Source organism: Oceanobacillus longus (genome assembly GCF_042650085.1).
In the GTDB taxonomy this organism is placed as follows: Bacteria; Bacillota; Bacilli; order Bacillales; family Amphibacillaceae; genus Oceanobacillus; species Oceanobacillus longus.
On the sequence record NZ_JBHSAO010000008.1, the window covers coordinates 52,449 to 68,458 of the forward strand.

15 protein-coding genes are annotated in these 16,010 nt (G+C 38.5%); 5 read left to right on the plus strand and 10 right to left on the minus strand.

Annotated features, from left to right (window positions below; all coding sequences use genetic code 11):
* Positions 1-65 precede the first annotated feature (65 nt).
* Positions 66-1,427: a D-alanyl-D-alanine carboxypeptidase/D-alanyl-D-alanine endopeptidase gene (gene dacB / locus ACFOUV_RS10930; protein ID WP_379496807.1), complete on the minus strand. Its 1,362-nt coding sequence runs from the start codon at positions 1,425-1,427 to the stop codon at positions 66-68.
* 201 nt (positions 1,428-1,628) lie between these two features.
* On the opposite strand from dacB, the gene ACFOUV_RS10935 reads away from it, so the two are divergent.
* The 4 genes from ACFOUV_RS10935 to ACFOUV_RS10950 all read left to right on the plus strand — a co-directional run bounded on the left by ACFOUV_RS10935 (position 1,629) and on the right by ACFOUV_RS10950 (position 5,965).
* Positions 1,629-1,727 (plus strand): YjcZ family sporulation protein, encoded by a 99-nt coding sequence (locus tag ACFOUV_RS10935; protein ID WP_379496808.1) that lies wholly within the window; start codon positions 1,629-1,631, stop codon positions 1,725-1,727.
* A gap of 319 nt (positions 1,728-2,046) precedes the next feature.
* The gene (locus ACFOUV_RS10940; protein WP_379496809.1) at positions 2,047-3,297 is read left to right on the plus strand and encodes a DNA polymerase IV; all 1,251 of its coding nucleotides are present in this window, start codon (positions 2,047-2,049) and stop codon (positions 3,295-3,297) included.
* A 112-nt stretch (positions 3,298-3,409) separates the two neighbouring features.
* Positions 3,410-4,081, plus strand: coding sequence for a peptidylprolyl isomerase (locus ACFOUV_RS10945; RefSeq protein ID WP_379496810.1), 672 nt, complete (start codon positions 3,410-3,412; stop codon positions 4,079-4,081).
* Positions 4,082-4,270: 189 nt separating this feature from the next.
* On the plus strand, positions 4,271-5,965 hold the full coding sequence (locus ACFOUV_RS10950; protein ID WP_379496811.1) for a sensor domain-containing protein: 1,695 nt from the start codon (positions 4,271-4,273) through the stop codon (positions 5,963-5,965).
* Between the two features lie 45 nt (positions 5,966-6,010).
* On the opposite strand, the gene tatA (ACFOUV_RS10955) is transcribed toward ACFOUV_RS10950, so the two are convergent.
* The 4 genes from tatA (ACFOUV_RS10955) to ACFOUV_RS10970 all read right to left on the minus strand — a co-directional run bounded on the left by tatA (ACFOUV_RS10955) (position 6,011) and on the right by ACFOUV_RS10970 (position 9,235).
* A complete protein-coding gene (gene tatA / locus ACFOUV_RS10955; protein ID WP_379496812.1) occupies positions 6,011-6,232 on the minus strand; it encodes a twin-arginine translocase TatA/TatE family subunit in 222 nt (73 codons plus the stop codon).
* Between the two features lie 249 nt (positions 6,233-6,481).
* Positions 6,482-6,679, minus strand: coding sequence for a twin-arginine translocase TatA/TatE family subunit (gene tatA / locus ACFOUV_RS10960; protein WP_379496813.1), 198 nt, complete (start codon positions 6,677-6,679; stop codon positions 6,482-6,484).
* 37 nt (positions 6,680-6,716) lie between these two features.
* Positions 6,717-8,459, minus strand: coding sequence for a GMC family oxidoreductase (locus tag ACFOUV_RS10965; protein ID WP_379496814.1), 1,743 nt, complete (start codon positions 8,457-8,459; stop codon positions 6,717-6,719).
* Between the two features lie 32 nt (positions 8,460-8,491).
* On the minus strand, positions 8,492-9,235 hold the full coding sequence (locus tag ACFOUV_RS10970; RefSeq protein WP_379496815.1) for a gluconate 2-dehydrogenase subunit 3 family protein: 744 nt from the start codon (positions 9,233-9,235) through the stop codon (positions 8,492-8,494).
* A 231-nt stretch (positions 9,236-9,466) separates the two neighbouring features.
* Between ACFOUV_RS10970 and ACFOUV_RS10975 the strand changes: the two genes are divergently transcribed.
* A complete protein-coding gene (locus ACFOUV_RS10975; protein ID WP_379497250.1) occupies positions 9,467-10,834 on the plus strand; it encodes an FAD-binding oxidoreductase in 1,368 nt (455 codons plus the stop codon).
* 63 nt (positions 10,835-10,897) lie between these two features.
* Here the strand turns inward: ACFOUV_RS10975 and cysC are convergent, their stop codons facing one another.
* The 5 genes from cysC to ACFOUV_RS11000 all read right to left on the minus strand — a co-directional run bounded on the left by cysC (position 10,898) and on the right by ACFOUV_RS11000 (position 16,006).
* Positions 10,898-11,509: an adenylyl-sulfate kinase gene (cysC, locus tag ACFOUV_RS10980; protein WP_379496816.1), complete on the minus strand. Its 612-nt coding sequence runs from the start codon at positions 11,507-11,509 to the stop codon at positions 10,898-10,900.
* Between the two features lie 10 nt (positions 11,510-11,519).
* Positions 11,520-13,298 carry an SLC13 family permease gene (locus ACFOUV_RS10985; RefSeq protein WP_379496817.1) on the minus strand — a complete coding sequence of 593 codons (1,779 nt, stop codon included), beginning with the start codon at positions 13,296-13,298 and terminating at the stop codon, positions 11,520-11,522.
* Positions 13,299-13,397: 99 nt separating this feature from the next.
* Positions 13,398-14,570, minus strand: coding sequence for a sulfate adenylyltransferase (sat, locus tag ACFOUV_RS10990; RefSeq protein ID WP_379496818.1), 1,173 nt, complete (start codon positions 14,568-14,570; stop codon positions 13,398-13,400).
* Between the two features lie 26 nt (positions 14,571-14,596).
* Positions 14,597-15,226 carry an NAD(P)-binding protein gene (locus ACFOUV_RS10995; RefSeq protein ID WP_379496819.1) on the minus strand — a complete coding sequence of 210 codons (630 nt, stop codon included), beginning with the start codon at positions 15,224-15,226 and terminating at the stop codon, positions 14,597-14,599.
* A gap of 51 nt (positions 15,227-15,277) precedes the next feature.
* On the minus strand, positions 15,278-16,006 hold the full coding sequence (locus tag ACFOUV_RS11000; RefSeq protein WP_379496820.1) for a sirohydrochlorin chelatase: 729 nt from the start codon (positions 16,004-16,006) through the stop codon (positions 15,278-15,280).
* Between the last annotated feature and the right edge of the window lie 4 nt (positions 16,007-16,010).

Sequence of the window (16,010 nt, forward strand, 5' to 3'; positions counted from 1 at the left end):
TATTTACCTTAACATTTAATTGTGGTATAAATATGGGAATCTTGCGGCAATACTATTTAAAGGGACTAATAACCTTTCGTCGCTACAATTTCTAAAATTTCGTCCTCAATCACTTTCCCCGCATCTTCATCGAGCAGATTATTTACCATGAGAGAAATAATCAACTCTTCTCCATCTTTCGTTTCCATGTACCCTGATAACGTGCTCACACCTTCGATGGTTCCTGTCTTCGCTTTTACTGTAAGACCTTTCATCCGATCCCTTAGTGTGCCGCCAACCATTCGATCTTCTGCTCCCGCGATTGGGAGTGCATGCAAGAATACTGGGAACCAGACGCTTTTTTGCACTTCATATAAGAGATGTGAAATTTCATTAGCCGGAATCAAATTGCTATGGGATATTCCGGAGCCGTCTTTGATCATTATACTTTTCATTTTCATCCCAAATTGGTTCATTTCGTTTTTCAATACGTCTAGTCCTTTTTCCCAGCTCCCCTCTCCATACCTTTTTTTACCCATTTCCTTAACTAAAATCTCACCGATCCCATTATTGCTTAACTTCATGAATGGAACCATCAACTCAGCAAGCGGCACAGAACTGCGTGATAAAAGTAATTTTGCATGTTCTGAAGCCTGACCTTGTTTGATGAATCCGTTCCAAGTAATCCCCTGTTTTTCCAAAGATTGTGCAAATAGCTTCATGGCATATTCAGTTGCTCCCCATATCGCCATCCATTCCTTAACTGGTTCTGAGTGAAGGGAAATGTTGCCTTTAATTGTTATCAGATTACCTCCATGTTCACGTTCGATAACCAGTTCATCCTTAACATCATTAATCGTTACAGCTTCGTTTCGGATTGTTATGTAATCTGTGCTAGGCAATATAAGAAGCGATGGCTTTTCTCCGACCTTTGCAGGACTCACTTCGATCATGACAGAACCTGTATCATAATCATCATTCGGTGATGCCGTCAAAGCAGAAACCTGCGCTCCATAATAATACTGTTCGTCCTTCCACACTAAATCACGGGAAAGTCGAACGTCATCATACCAAGTATCATCTCCAACAATGTTACCTGTGATTCTTTCGATACCCTTTGCTTTTAGTTTTTCTGAAAATGCTTCAAAATCTTTCAGTTGTAACGTTGGATCCCCTTTTCCAATGAGATAAAGATTCCCTTCAAGCGTATTGCCGTTTATATCCCCATCCATTCTAATTTCCGTAGTGAATCTATAGTCACCACCGAGCACATTAAGTGCCGCTACACCAGTTAAAAGCTTCATATTAGAAGCTGGATGGAGACGAATGTCACTATTATATTCATACAATACTTCTCCAGTAGTTGCTGCCCGAATACTAATTCCAATTAATCCACCTTTTAGTTTTTCATCATTCTCTATGTAATATTTTATCTTTTGTTTCATCATTTAAACTCCTTCCTTTTGCCTGACGGTTAAGAATTAGTACGCCATTACATAATTCTACATTGGTTATAAAAACCCTTTATTAGCTTAATTATTTTATAGAATAAGTCTTTATTATATTTTTTCACATCTAGTTTTAATGCCCTTCCTAATCTCAAGAAAGTCCATATACTGTGTGTATACGAATACAGGAGGTGAAAATTTATGAGCGGTTATGGTGATAGCGGCAAAGGCTTTGCTTTGATAGTCGTTTTATTCATCCTTTTAATTATTGTTGGAACATCTTTTGGAAAATCCTATTAATATGTCACCTTTTATCTAAACTTCTTTCCTCCTCTATAAGCGGAATTTTTAAAGGATGCACTGGCATCCTTTTTGTTTTTGGAAAAATTTGGCATCCGTCAAGCCTTTTCGGCGAATGCCTTAGTTGCACTTATGCAAGTAAGAAAGTTTATACTTTCTTACTTGCTAAATAAAATAACTTGTCCAAACCTAACGCTGAATCCGAATAATTCTAATGCCATTAATTATTCAATTAAGCTTTACAATAAATTTCCAATTGATGTTTCCTACAAAACTGCATATAATAGGAACAAACGTTCTTATTAGGTGGTGTCTTGATTTGAATTATTCTTCTTATCCTCGTAATGATGTACTTTGTATCGACATGCGTTCATTTTACGCAAGTGTGGAGGCAGTAAAGCTAGGCCTGGATCCTATGAAAACCATGCTGGCAGTAGTAGGCGATCCAAACAGGTCAGGGAGTATTGTACTTGCAGCCTCTCCGCAATTAAAACAAAAGTATGGGATTAGCAATGTCAGTCGTTTTTTCGAATTGCCGGACGACCCGGATATCCATATCGTCCCCGCCCATATGGCAGATTATCTTCATGTTTCCGTGGAAATAACGAAACTTATCAATCAATATGTACCTAAGGAAGCAATCCATCAATACTCCGTTGATGAAGTATGGGTAACGGTAAATGGTCTTCAGAAACTTTTTGGAAACCGCTTTGAAGTTGCAAATAAAATCAAAAACGATATTTTAGAAAACTTTGGGATTACTTCTTCGGTCGGGATTGGTGATAATAAATTTCTGGCAAAAGTCGTGATGGATCTGCATGCCAAAAAGGTTGGGATTGCCGAGTGCACTTATGAAGATGTGGAGGAAAAACTGTGGCCGTTTCCCATCGAAGACATCTGGGGCATCGGCGGAAGAATGAAACGCAATCTGAACCGCATGGGAATTGTTACCCTCGGCCAGCTTGCAAATTATAATCTAGAACATTTGAAAAAGCGGTACGGAGTTATGGGAGAACAATTATATTGGCATGCATGGGGGATTGATTTAAGCCCTGTTTTTGGTAACTTCACAAAGCAGGAGCAAAAAGGTTATGGCCATGGAATTGCTCTGCTTCGTGACTACACGGAAGATGAAGTTGCCTATTGTATTCTCGATCTTTGTGAAGAAGTATGCCGCAGAGCTCGAACAGCACATAAAACAGGTAGAACCATTCATCTTGGCATTTCCTATTCGAAAGAAACCGGTGGCGGATTTTCCCGTTCCAAATCCATTGAAATCCCTACAAACGTGACAATGGACGTCTATCATGTATGTATGGAATTATTCAACGAATTTTATGATGGAAAAAGCAACATACGGCATGTATATGTCACCCTGACTAAATTAGTGGAAAAAGGTGAAACCCAGCTTGATTTATTTGAGGACCGCACAAAGAAAAACGATATCGGCTATGTCATGGATGCGATTCGTGATAAATATGGATCCACTGCAATTCTCCGTGCCTCGAGCTATACCGATGCAGGCGTTACATTGGATCGGAGTAAGAAGATTGGTGGTCATTATGCGTAAAAAAAGAAGTATATCAATTAAAAGGCCCGGAATCATCCGGGGCTTTTTCATTTGTTAACAGTAATCGTTTACATGCTATAATATATTCATTCACTGACAAATGAGGAGGTTTATGATGAGAAGGACAAAACAAGGTGTACTTATTTTCGCATCGATACTATTCTGTTTATTTTTAGCAGCTTGCGGAAATCAGTCCGAAAATGAGACAGCAGACGATTCCGGTGAACAATCTGGTGAGGAAACAGCATACCCGGAAGTAGAAGAAAATCCAACTGTCACGATAACAATGGAAAATGATGAGAAAATCATTATAGAGCTGTATCCGGACATTGCTCCAAATACAGTAGCTAACTTTATTTCCTTAATAAAAGATGGCTATTATGATGGATTGAATTTTCATCGGGTGATCCCAGGATTTATGATTCAAGGTGGAGACCCGAGTGGAGATGGCACTGGTGGACCTGGTTATTCCATCCCGGGTGAATTCAGTTCGAATGGCTTTGAAAATGAACTCGTACATGAACGTGGTGTGCTTTCTATGGCAAGATCCAATCAGCCCGATTCAGCTGGGTCCCAATTCTTTATTATGGCAGAGGATTCCCCACATCTTGATGGAGAATATGCTGCTTTTGGACAAGTTACAGAAGGAATGGATGTCGTCGATGCCATTGTTGCCGGGGAACGAGACGCATCAGATAAACCGCTGGAAGATCAAACAATGAAGACCATGGAAGTAGACACAAAGGGATACGACTATCCAGAACCTGAGAAGATCAATAACTAAACATTATATAGTAAGGGCAGCTGAGAAACTTATGGTTTTCCAGCTGCCCCTACTATTTTCCGGCATCGACAGGGCGTTCGTTTATTTAGTATAAAATTTTGTATTATATTGCGATATTTGTCACAAATAGTATAATAGAAATCTAGTATAATAGAAGCAGGCCGTATGTATGTGAGAGAGGTAAATCCAATGAACTATACAACTAAGTTAGACGAGGCACATCAAAAACTGAAGGATATCGAATTTGCCCTGGATGCGTCATCTATTGTTGCAATAACGAACAGTAAAGGGATTATTCAGCATGCAAATGATAAATTTTGCGAAATCTCAAAATATACTCTTGAAGAGCTAATTGGAAGCAACCAAAGCATCGTCAACTCCGGATTCCATCCAAAGTCTTTCTTTAAAGACATGTGGAAAACGATAGGTACTGGCAATGTGTGGCGTGGTGAAATTAAAAATAAAGCTAAAGATGGCGATTATTATTGGGTGGATACAACCATTGTCCCATTCTTGAATGCGGATGGTAAACCATACCAGTATATTGCAATCCGTTATAATATTACGACACGAAAAAAATATGAAGCTTATATCGAAGTAATGGCATACACAGACCCGCTAACGAAACTGCCAAACAGAAATCAATTCAGTAAATGGGTTGATAACCAACAAAAAGAACCAAATGAAACCGCAACAGCAATGTTTCTTGACTTGGACCGATTTAAATCAATTAATGATAACTTTGGACATGCTACAGGAGATGTCGTCCTCACAGCTGTTGCAGATCGCTTAAGAGCTTGCCTACGTGAATCAGACTTCATTTCTCGACAAGGTGGCGATGAATTCATTATCATATTAAGAAATAATGATTGTGAAAAGGCAATTGAGCAGATTGCTGATAATATATTGAAGCAGCTAAGTTTGCCTTACCAAGTTGGCGAAACGCAACTATTTACTACAGCAAGTATAGGTATAAGTAGAGCTGTTGTTCCTACTGAAGGTTCAAGAGTGGATTTCGTGGATAAATTAATTAAAAATGCCGACACCGCCATGTATCATGCAAAAAGGCAGGGCGGGAATCAGTACTGCTTCAATACAGCTCATCAAAACATTGTGCTTGAAAGAAATTATCAAATAGATCTAGAAATTAAACAAGCGCTTCTTAGAAACGAATTTACGGTTGTTTATCAACCAATCGTTAATCTGAAAAACAATAAGATAGTTGGTGCTGAAGCACTGCTCCGCTGGAATAATCGCAAATTGGGATTCGTCGGACCAAGTGAATTCATCCCTGTTTTAGAGGCAAATAGCTTAATAATTCCCGTTGGAAAATGGATTATGGCTACCGTATGCAGCCAAATGAAATCCTGGCAGGAAAAAGGGAAATTAATGCAGCGAATCTGTGTAAATGTATCCCCTATTCAATTCAAAGACCGAAATTTCATTCTTGATTTGAAAGAAATTTTAAATGAAACGATGCTGGATGCATCTTATTTGGAAATTGAAATAACAGAAGGAACCATTCTCGATATAGAGAACTCTTCCAAAACAATTAATGAACTGAAAGATTTAGGCGTTAAAGTTTCCATTGACGATTTCGGAACGGGGTATTCCTCATTAAGCTACTTAAAACAGCTGCCGATTGATACACTTAAAATTGATAAGTCATTCATTGATGACCTTGACAGAGACGGGGAAATTATTGCGAATACAATTATCAATATGGGGAAAAACTTGAATTTCCGAGTAATCGCTGAAGGAATCGAAAGTGAGGATCAACTAAAATACCTTGTCAATCAAAAATGTCATGAAGGACAAGGCTATTATTTCAGCAAACCAATCACGAACAGCCAAATGATGGATCTATTCAATGAATTGGGATAAGTAAAAAAACACCTGGATCAGATTGAACTGACTCAGGTGTTTGTTTTATGCTTTTTCTGGTTCTTTATCTGAATCCTTTTTGGCTTTCTCTTTATCCGCGTCTGAAGTCTCATCATCATCCATTAAATTATTGGCAGAAGTCTTAAACTCACGAAGCGTTTGTCCAGCTGCTTTGCCAATCTCAGGCAGTTTCTTTGGTCCAAAAATGATTAAAGCTAAAATTACGATAAGTATTAAACCAGGAATTCCTATATTTGCAAAACCCATAAGGTGTCACCTCCAAGCTATTATTTATTATACGCTACTTTAAGAGAGATTTTAAGTATTTTGGGTTATTTTCTTAGCTTGGACTAATTGACCACTGTCGTTTTTCTAGTATTCTATCATACCCTTCGTTGCACTGTAAGTTATTACCTATTAATTTTTAATATAAAACAAATAAAATGAAGCCCATAAACCATCACTGAGGCTTCATTTTATTTACTTGTTATTGAATGTCTTAACTAGACTTCTAAGTTAAACTTTTTCCCCCTGTGAATCCTCCTTCTCCACCTTAGGAGAATCATCTTCCAATAACTCATTGGTCGATTTCTTGAACTCCTTAAGTGTTTGCCCAAAGGCTTTACCTATTTCAGGTAACTTTTTAGGACCGAAAATGATTAGAGCTAGAATTAAGATTAAGATTAATCCTGGTATGCCAATATTGGATAACATATGTTAACCTCCAATCTCTATTTGAAAGCGCATACATTTAAGTGTTTTGTTTCATACTTTTAGCTTTTACTAATTGGCCACCGCCATTTTTGAGGTATTTGATCATTCCTTCTGTGGCTCTGTAGGTTAGTGCACCCATTGTAGTGGTAGGATTCGTTGGTCCAAAATGAGGAAATGCCGAAGCCCCACAAACAAATAAATTATCTACATCCCACATTTGCAGATAAGTATTCACGGCAGATGTTTCTGGATTATCTCCCATTATTACCCCACCACCGTTATGCTGACCATTAAAAGTTCCTGGAAAGTGTTCGGGCATCTCATCGATTTCAATAATATCTGCCCCCATCTCAGTAAATACTTCTTCTCCTTTTTGCTTTAATAATTCATGCAAATTACGATCTTGATCTGTATAATCCCATGTAACACGAACAAGTGGATCGCCTGAAGTATCTACGTAGTTAGGATCCAAATCTACGTAATGTTCTTTCCATGGCATAACAGCTTTTTGTGTCATAAAAGAAAGCGTTCGATTATAGTAGTATAGAGACTTTTCCTTAAATTCTTCTCCCCAATTTGGAGTACCCTTAGGTACTGGGTTGGTTACTATAGGTGGAGATCCCCCCTGCCTATATTCCACCTGACCACCGTGTATAAAATCGAAATTATTGTGATCAAAATGATCTGCGGTAAAATCTGAGAATGTTACACCTTGGGCCCCAGATCCTACATAGAGATTAAATTTTTTCTCGTTAAAGAATCCTCTTCCACCATAATAATTATGGTGATCGGTAAAGTTCTTTCCGATTACTCCCTCACCAGTCTTAGGATCATATGGTTTTCCAATTTTGGATAGTAACAAAAGACGTATATTATTAAACGTGTAGCTTGTTAAAACGACTAAATCAGCAGGTTGTTCAAATTCCTCTCCTGTTTGCGTGTCCACATATATAACACCAGTTGCTTTTTCCCCCTCATACAATACTCGCTTTACATTCGAATTCGTACGAAGTTCAAAATTTCCAGTTTTTTTTGCAACTGGTAGAACGGTTACAATAGGATCAGATTTTGCACCATATTCACAACCGTAACTTCCGCAAAATGCACAATATTGACATGCATTTAAAGTTTGACCATCAGGATTTTCGTAAGTCTGTGTCACGTTACCAGTAGGAATAACGTAAGGATGATAACCGAGACTTTCTGCTGCTTCATGAAAAAGCTTCATAGCAGGAGTTTTTTTCATTGGCGGATTTGGATAAGGATTAGAACGTTCTTGACCTAGAGGATCTACTTCTCCTGATATTCCTACCATTTTTTCAAACTTATCATAGTATGGCTCTAACTCATTGTAGGTAATTCCCCAATCTTGCAAGGTCATATCTTGTGGTATTTTTTCCTCTCCATAACGTTCAATCGTTTTACTCCGTATTTCAAAATCGTATGGAAAATAACGGTGGGTTTGTGCTGACCAATGTGATCCGCCACCACCTAAACCAGTACCTACAATAAAAGATGAAGGTTCACGAACAGGAATAGCCTCATCAGAAAGTGTATTTCGAAATGTGACAGTATCATCCGACAAATCAACCATCATTTCTTGCCTGTTGGAATATTTCAACTCATCATGACCATGTAAATAATCTTCTAATGTCCTTTCTTCTCCTCGTTCAAGTCCAACGACTTTATAGCCTGCCTTTGTAAGTTCCGAGGCAACTATTCCTCCTGCCCATCCTACACCTACTGTTACCACATCAACTTTATCTAATTTAGTAACCATTCAATCCCTCCTCATGTTTATCTATTTATATATTAATGATGGCCACCTAAACTGATCGGCTCAATAACCTTAAATTCTTCTTCTTCAACCATATCTAAGTAAGACATTTGTGCACCCGGGAATTCCTTCATTTTCCATCCTTCCATATTTTTATTTCCACCGTACATAGGATCTGAATATGCCCCTTCTATTGTCCCCTGCCTTAAAAGAGAGAAAAATGTAGATGAAGATATTTTGTTCATCTCTACATCTCCACTTTCAAAAGCTTCCAGTATTTCAATTTGATTTTCCTTTTCTAAATCAATAAATAATTTCTCATGCTTCTGTCTGCTCACTTCATTGATTTTTCGTACACCTTGTAGAAAAATGTCTCCTCGATTTAATGGTACTTCTCCTGGTTGAAAAGGGGGACGCATATAATTATCCGCATTCCTACCCCAAGGCCCCGCCAACTGCTTGTCAATAAAATAAGGAACTCCCAACCCAATAGCCCCCGGCCCATGCTCATCTTCCGGGAAGATTCTTTCCGTAGCCATACTCAACACATCAAAGTCCTCTTTCCTTTTGAAAAATTGCCGAGTTTCACTGTAATCGATCGGTGTATGGGCCTGATGATCTACTGTTTCTGTTACTGTAGGCTTTTCTTCCGTTCTAAATGGGTTAAATAAACCACCTAGTACTGCACCTCCCACAACGCCACCTGTCACCATGCCTGTGTTCCTTAGGAATGAACGTCTGGATACAACTTTTTCTTTTTCCGAATTATGTTCCGACATACGAATCCCCCTTGTTTCAAATTTAACAACCTCTTAAATATATATTCAGTTAGATGTGTAGTATGATTGAATTATAGTTATATAATTTACCAGTACAAAGGTCGAACAATTAAAATTCCATAGACTTTAACTCTAAATTCCTATATACTACATCTGTAAAATAAATAGTTTAAATAGTATAAATTATTGAAATTGAGGGGCGATATATATATGGATCAAGCTGTGTCGAATATGATTTCCGAATTACGTAATATACTGAATGATAGTCAAATTAGTACCAATGAAACGATATTGGATTTACATAGTAAAGATGAATCCTATCACATACCAAGTAAGCCGGATGTAGTTGTTTATCCCGAAACTTCCGAGCAAGTCAGTGCAATTTTAAAGTTTGCGAATGAACATAAAGTTCCGGTTCAGCCTTTCGGAATGGGGACAAGCCTGGAAGGTCATATCATCCCATATGACCGGGGAATAACGATAGATTTTTCATTAATGAATAAGATTATTGAAATTAAAGAAAAGGACTTTCTCGTTAAGATTGAACCTGGTGTTACCCGAACACAATTGAATAAAGAGTTGAGTAAATATGGACTCTTCTTCCCAGTCGATCCTGGTGCGGATGCTACGCTTGGCGGGATGGCAGCCACCAATGCAAGTGGTACACTTTCCGTAAAATACGGAACAATGCGAGATAATGTCCGCGATATGGAAGTTGTTCTGGCAGATGGCACAACGATACATACTGGTACATTAGCAGCGAAATCATCTTCCGGTTATCATTTAAATGGCATTTTTGTCGGATCAGAAGGTACACTTGGATGTATTACTGAATTGACATTGAAAATATTTGGAATTCCGGAATTTATGTCAGCAGCGAGAGCTACATTTAAAACGATAGACGATGCAGTTGAAGCTGTTGTAGCAGTATTACAGGCAGGTATTCCAATTGGAAGAATAGAAATTGTAGATGAAACTTCTGTAAAACAAGTAAATCATTTCAGTGAATCAACTTATGAAGAAGTTCCGACTCTCTTTCTCGAATTTCATGGGAACGAAGCAGGTTTAAAACAGGATGTCGCATTTACAAAAGATATTTTCGAGGACTTTAACTGCCTGGATATCCAGTTTGAAACAGATACTGCCGCCCGTAACCAGCTCTGGGATGCAAGACATAACCTGGCATATGCTTATATTCATAGTTATCCAGGAAGAAAAATGATGGTAACCGATGTATGTCTGCCAATCTCCGAATTGGCAGGTGCAATCCACCATGCAAGAGTAGTAATTGATCAACTCGGACTCCCGGGAGGCATTACCGGTCATGTAGGTGATGGTAACTATCATATCATTCTTATGATTGATATGAATGACCCGGAAGAAATTCAAAAATCGAAGGAATTAAATGAACAAATCGTTGAATATGCTTTGGCTCGCGGTGGTACTTGTACCGGTGAACATGGAGTAGGTTTTGGAAAGCAGAAATATCAAGAGAAGGAACACGGTGAAGCACTGGAAGTTATGCGTAAGATTAAACAGGTGCTTGATCCAAACGCTATTCTTAACCCGAATAAACTTTTAAATGATAAAAATAGCTGAACATAACGATGCGAAATAAACAAAAACACCTCCAAGATTAAATAGTTGGAGGTGTTTTTGCATTTATCTTCTTGCATCAATATACTGTTTTTCTTTTAAATAATTGATGATTACTTGAACCGATTCTTCTAACGATTGAATTTCCGTGTCTACTGTAATTTCCGGATGATTAGGCTCTTCGTATGGTGCATCAATCCCGGTAAAACTCTTAATTTCACCGGCCCGGGCTTTTTTGTATAGACCTTTAGGATCACGATTCTCACATGCTTCCAAACTGCATTTTACATAGATTTCAAGGAATTCATTCTCATCAAGCAACGCGCGCACATTATCACGATCTGTACGGTAAGGTGAAATAAAAGCGGTTAATGTCAGTAATCCAGCATCAACCATTAAATTTGCAACTTCCCCGATACGCCGGATATTTTCTGTGCGATCTTCCGGGCTAAAGCCTAAATTTTTGTTCAAGCCATGACGCACATTATCGCCATCCAAACGATACGTATGTATTCCCTGAGCGTGAAGCTCTTTCTCCAATGCTACAGATAAAGTGGATTTTCCGGAACCTGATAAACCCGTAAACCATAAAACAGCACTTTTATGTTGATTCAAGTTTACTCTTTCTTCTTTTGTAACATGGGATTCATGCCATACAATATTTGTAGATTGACTCATTTTTATCCTCCTAAAACCACCAAAAGTAAACAATTATGACAGTGATAGCCATTACGATTACACTGAGTGGCGTTCCTATTTTAATATAATCAGTAAACTTGTATCCACCTGGACCATATACAATAAGATTGGTTTGGTAGCCAATTGGTGTGATGAAACTCGCTGAGGAAGCAATTGCAATGGTAACAGCAAAACCTATTGGATCCATTTGCAGACTCGCTGCCATTTCTAACCCGATTGGAATCATCAATATAGCAGCAGCACTATTTGTAATTAATTCTGTAAAAATATTTGTTAATATATAGATCAATAACAGAATTGCAAATAATCCCAACGGCTTGCCAACAGTTAATAACCCCTCTGCAATCCACCCTGCCAGACCTGTTTTCGACATAGCAAGCCCGATACCAAAGGAACAGGAAATTAAAAGCAATACATCAAAATGGATATATCGCTTCGCTTCTTCAGCTGTTATTATTCTCGTTAAAAGTAACAGCACGACAGCCATTGCCATACCTTTTAACATACTTAATACACCAAATGTGACCAACAAAATCATGCCAATAAATATAATAATGGAAAGCTTTCCTTTTGCTGGATTGCGCTTTAGTGACTCCGGTGTATCCAGGGGTGTGAGAACATAGAAATCATTGGATTGATTAAATTTTTCCACAAAATCTGTACCAGCCAGCAGCAGTAAAGAGTCACCTGGTTTTAAAACGATATCACCAATTTTACTTGCAATTCGTTCGTTTTTACGGTGGACTGCAATTACACCAGCATCATATCTCGATCGGAATTTTGATTGTTTAATCGACTTGGATTGTAAGGAAGATTGATGCGATATAACCGCTTCCACAATCTCTGTATTGCCATTTTTTAATTCATCAATATCCAAATGAGTACCCGTTCTTAATGTTAACCCTTTCGTCATTTGAACATCTGTTAGTGTGGATATTAGCCCGGTGAAAATCAATCGATCAGCTGCTTGGATAGTCGTTGTTGATCGTACAGGTGAGATACGTTCCTTGCCACGGATAATTTCAATCAGATATAAGCCTTTAAGTTCTCTTAACCCAGCTTGCTTGACACTCTGATTTATATATGGAAAAGTTGCTTCAACAACTAACTCTGCAATGTACTCCCTCGAATCCTCTTTTACCTGTTGCTGAAAACCCTTATGTTCCGGCAGTAATTTATAGCCTATCGTAAAAATATAGAGGAGACCGACGATCGTTATCGGTATCCCAACGATTGCCAGCTCGAATAACGAAAATCCCTCATAACCATAATCAACTAACATACCATGGACTACTAAATTTGTAGATGTCCCTATAACGGTAATCGTTCCACCAAGAATGGTGGCATAGGAGAGCGGAATTAAAAACTTTGAAGGAGCAATCCCTCGCTCCTCGCACCACCTTTTGAGCATTGGTGTAAAGGTAACAACGATTGGTGTATTATTTAAAAATCCAGAAAGCAATGAGACAGGTACAAAAAAGCGAATCATCGAACCTAGTAAACTGCTACTGCCAGCGAGCCAGGCTTTCATCATATTTTCTATAATACCGCTTTTCTGCACAGCCCCGGCCACAATAAAAAGAAGGGCTATGGTAAGCATTCCTTCATTGGAAAATCCACTCAGTGCTTCTTCGGGACTGAGTATGCCAGTGATCAGGAATATAATAAGCACTGTAAAAACGACGAAAGCAGGACTGGCAATTTCAAAAAGCAGGGCACTAAACATGGCTATAACCATGACAAGAACAAATATCGTTTCAACTGACATGGGAAACACCCTTTAGAGGTTGTTCAAAAAGCACGGTAAAATGGCCATCGAATGTCTTGGTCCTTTTATCTTCCTCTTGAACTACACCTTTAGTTAATTTTATTTCATTCCTTTAATAAGCACTGCTGCAACCTCCGGACGGGAAAATTCTTTAGGAAGTTCCTCTCCATTACGAAGCTTTTCACGTACTTTAGTACCACTGAGATGAACATGGGATTCTTTACCATGTGGGCATGTTTTTTCCGTACCCATGTTTTCGCATGTTGTACAATAAAATGCATGCTCAAATTTGAATATTTGAATACCGAGTTCTTCTTCAAATTCGGATATTAATTCCTGTGCCTCATAGGTGCCATAGTAATCACCTACACCCGCATGGTCTCTGCCAACAATAAAATGGGTGCAGCCATAATTTTTACGGACAATGGCATGCAGGATTGCCTCTTTCGGCCCAGCATAACGCATTGCTGCAGGATAAACGACAAGCCGAGTACGATTTACAGGATAATAGTTCTTTAAGATAACCTGATAGCTCTCCATTCGAATTTCAGCTGATATATCATCCGACTTCGTTTCGCCTACCAATGGATTCAACAATAATCCGTCTACGGACTCCAGTGCACACTTTTGAATATATTCATGGGCGCGGTGGACAGGATTGCGTGTCTGAAAACCAACAACGGTCTTCCATCCTAGGTCAGCAAATAATTTCCTTGTCTCAGATGGATCAAAATAAAAATCTTCAAAATTACCATGGCTTGGTCGATTCAGCAAATAAATTGGTCCAGCCAGATACACTTCTCCTCTTTCATAAAGCTTCTTTACACCAGGATGAGCGGGGTCAGTTGTACCATATACAAGACTGGCTTCCTTTTCTTTGTCATATGTATACTTTTCTTCCAATTCAAGTACACCATAGAAAACATTATCTTCTCCAATAAGCGCAATCGTTGAACCAATTTCAAAAGACTCTGCTTGCTCCTCAGTTACTGGAAGGGTAATGGGAATACTCCAAATTGTCCCATCTTCCAGTCGAGTTTCTTCAATAACACGTGTATAATCTGCCTGCCCCATAAATCCAGTTAACGGGCTAAATCCACCGATTGCAATCAGTTCCAAATCAGATAAGCTCCAGGCATCTAATTGAAGAGATTGTAATGAATTTAATTTATTTAGATAGGATTGTTTCTGTGCACCAATTAATTCTCTATTTACAAGCTTACCACCGTGCGGCAAGATCGTTTCTGGTTGCTTTTGTTTAGTCACTGCCATCGTTTAAAACCTCCATATAAATATAGTTATCCCATTATCTCGTTTTTGGGCAATTTTCCGAACCAATTCATTGCTTTCATCTGTTTGTTTTTATCCAGAAAGCTATCGGAAAGAAGTTCTTTTAATAGTAGCTTTTGATGCATTTTATCAAACGTAGATTTTTTAATAAGTTGCCGACTTTCAAACAAAAAGTCCAAATAATCTTCATACTTCTCACTATATACAGTTTGAAGATCTCTTTTTATTTTGGTAGAAAGCTGTGGACTTGCTCCGTTGGTTGAAATACCAATCGTTAACTTACCCCGTCTAAAGAACGCAGGAAATTCTACATTTCCCTTGTCTGCTTCTGCTACAGCATTGATAAGGGAATTCGGAGGGGAAGCTTCAATAACAGACTCATTGACCATCGAGTCATTTGTAGCGACGACGATTAGAAATGCTCCGTCAACATCATGGGATTCAAAATATTTTTTCTTCCACTTTAAATTCCCTTTTTCCCAGTGGAAACGAATTCCTTCTTCGATCACCGGACTGATTACGGTTATGGAAGCTCCACCCTGCAATAGAGAATGGATTCTTCGCTCCGCTACATGACCGCCTCCGACAATAACAACATTTTGTTCACGTAATTCAATCATAAGAGGTACTGCTGTCATATTGAACATTCCTTTACTTGAGAAAAAATACTCTATCTTAGATTTTTATTGTTATTTAATAGATTCATAGACACGTTCTTTCAAGGCAGTTTTCATCGCAGAATGATCACCAAGTTGCCGGCAAAGGATGAAACCTTTGTCCGTCTCATTCAACTCACTCACTTTATTTTCCAAAAATTGCATGAGTACCCCTGTGAACCAAAGATAAGGTACGATGAAAACTTGTGATCGCTTTTCTCTTAAGGAAGAATGTATTCCTTGTTCAAAAGAAGGCTCACATGCAGCCAGAAAACAAATATCTACCGGAATATTTATTAATGCTTGCAATTTATCTGCTACATTTTCTATATCTATCTTTGTTTGAGGGTTACGGCTGCCACGACCAACAAGGAGTATTTTTGCATCCGGATTGACTGGAATGTTAGTCTCTTTAATTCGTTCTTCCAAAATAGTAGTAAAGCGATCCTGCACTCCTAGTGGTTGACCATAGGTGAACGTAATTCCAGGATATTTCAGTTTAGAACGGTTCACTTCTTCAGGGATGTCCTTGAAGTAATGCCCTGCACTTAGTAGCAGGACAGGTACAATGGATATCCTAGAAGCTCCTTCCTTTACCAGACGGTCAATACCTTGTGTGACATCTGGCTCAGCTAGTTCCAGAAAACAAATCTCCTGGAGTGGAGCGTTGACCAGTTCCTTTACAGATGTAATACAGGCAATTGCCTCGGTTGTCGCTTCCGTTATGCGGCTTCCATGACTAACATATAGAATTCCTTGCAACTCT

Coding starts and splice junctions, on each gene's coding strand:
- dacB (WP_379496807.1), bottom strand. CDS start 1,427: ATGATGAAACAAAAGATAAAATATTACATAGAGAATGATGAAAAACTA.
- ACFOUV_RS10935 (WP_379496808.1), top strand. CDS start 1,629: ATGAGCGGTTATGGTGATAGCGGCAAAGGCTTTGCTTTGATAGTCGTT.
- ACFOUV_RS10945 (WP_379496810.1), top strand. CDS start 3,410: ATGATGAGAAGGACAAAACAAGGTGTACTTATTTTCGCATCGATACTA.
- ACFOUV_RS10950 (WP_379496811.1), top strand. CDS start 4,271: ATGAACTATACAACTAAGTTAGACGAGGCACATCAAAAACTGAAGGAT.
- tatA (WP_379496812.1), bottom strand. CDS start 6,232: ATGGGTTTTGCAAATATAGGAATTCCTGGTTTAATACTTATCGTAATT.
- tatA (WP_379496813.1), bottom strand. CDS start 6,679: ATGTTATCCAATATTGGCATACCAGGATTAATCTTAATCTTAATTCTA.
- ACFOUV_RS10965 (WP_379496814.1), bottom strand. CDS start 8,459: ATGGTTACTAAATTAGATAAAGTTGATGTGGTAACAGTAGGTGTAGGA.
- ACFOUV_RS10970 (WP_379496815.1), bottom strand. CDS start 9,235: ATGTCGGAACATAATTCGGAAAAAGAAAAAGTTGTATCCAGACGTTCA.
- ACFOUV_RS10975 (WP_379497250.1), top strand. CDS start 9,467: ATGATTTCCGAATTACGTAATATACTGAATGATAGTCAAATTAGTACC.
- cysC (WP_379496816.1), bottom strand. CDS start 11,509: ATGAGTCAATCTACAAATATTGTATGGCATGAATCCCATGTTACAAAA.
- ACFOUV_RS10985 (WP_379496817.1), bottom strand. CDS start 13,298: ATGTCAGTTGAAACGATATTTGTTCTTGTCATGGTTATAGCCATGTTT.
- sat (WP_379496818.1), bottom strand. CDS start 14,570: ATGGCAGTGACTAAACAAAAGCAACCAGAAACGATCTTGCCGCACGGT.
- ACFOUV_RS10995 (WP_379496819.1), bottom strand. CDS start 15,226: ATGACAGCAGTACCTCTTATGATTGAATTACGTGAACAAAATGTTGTT.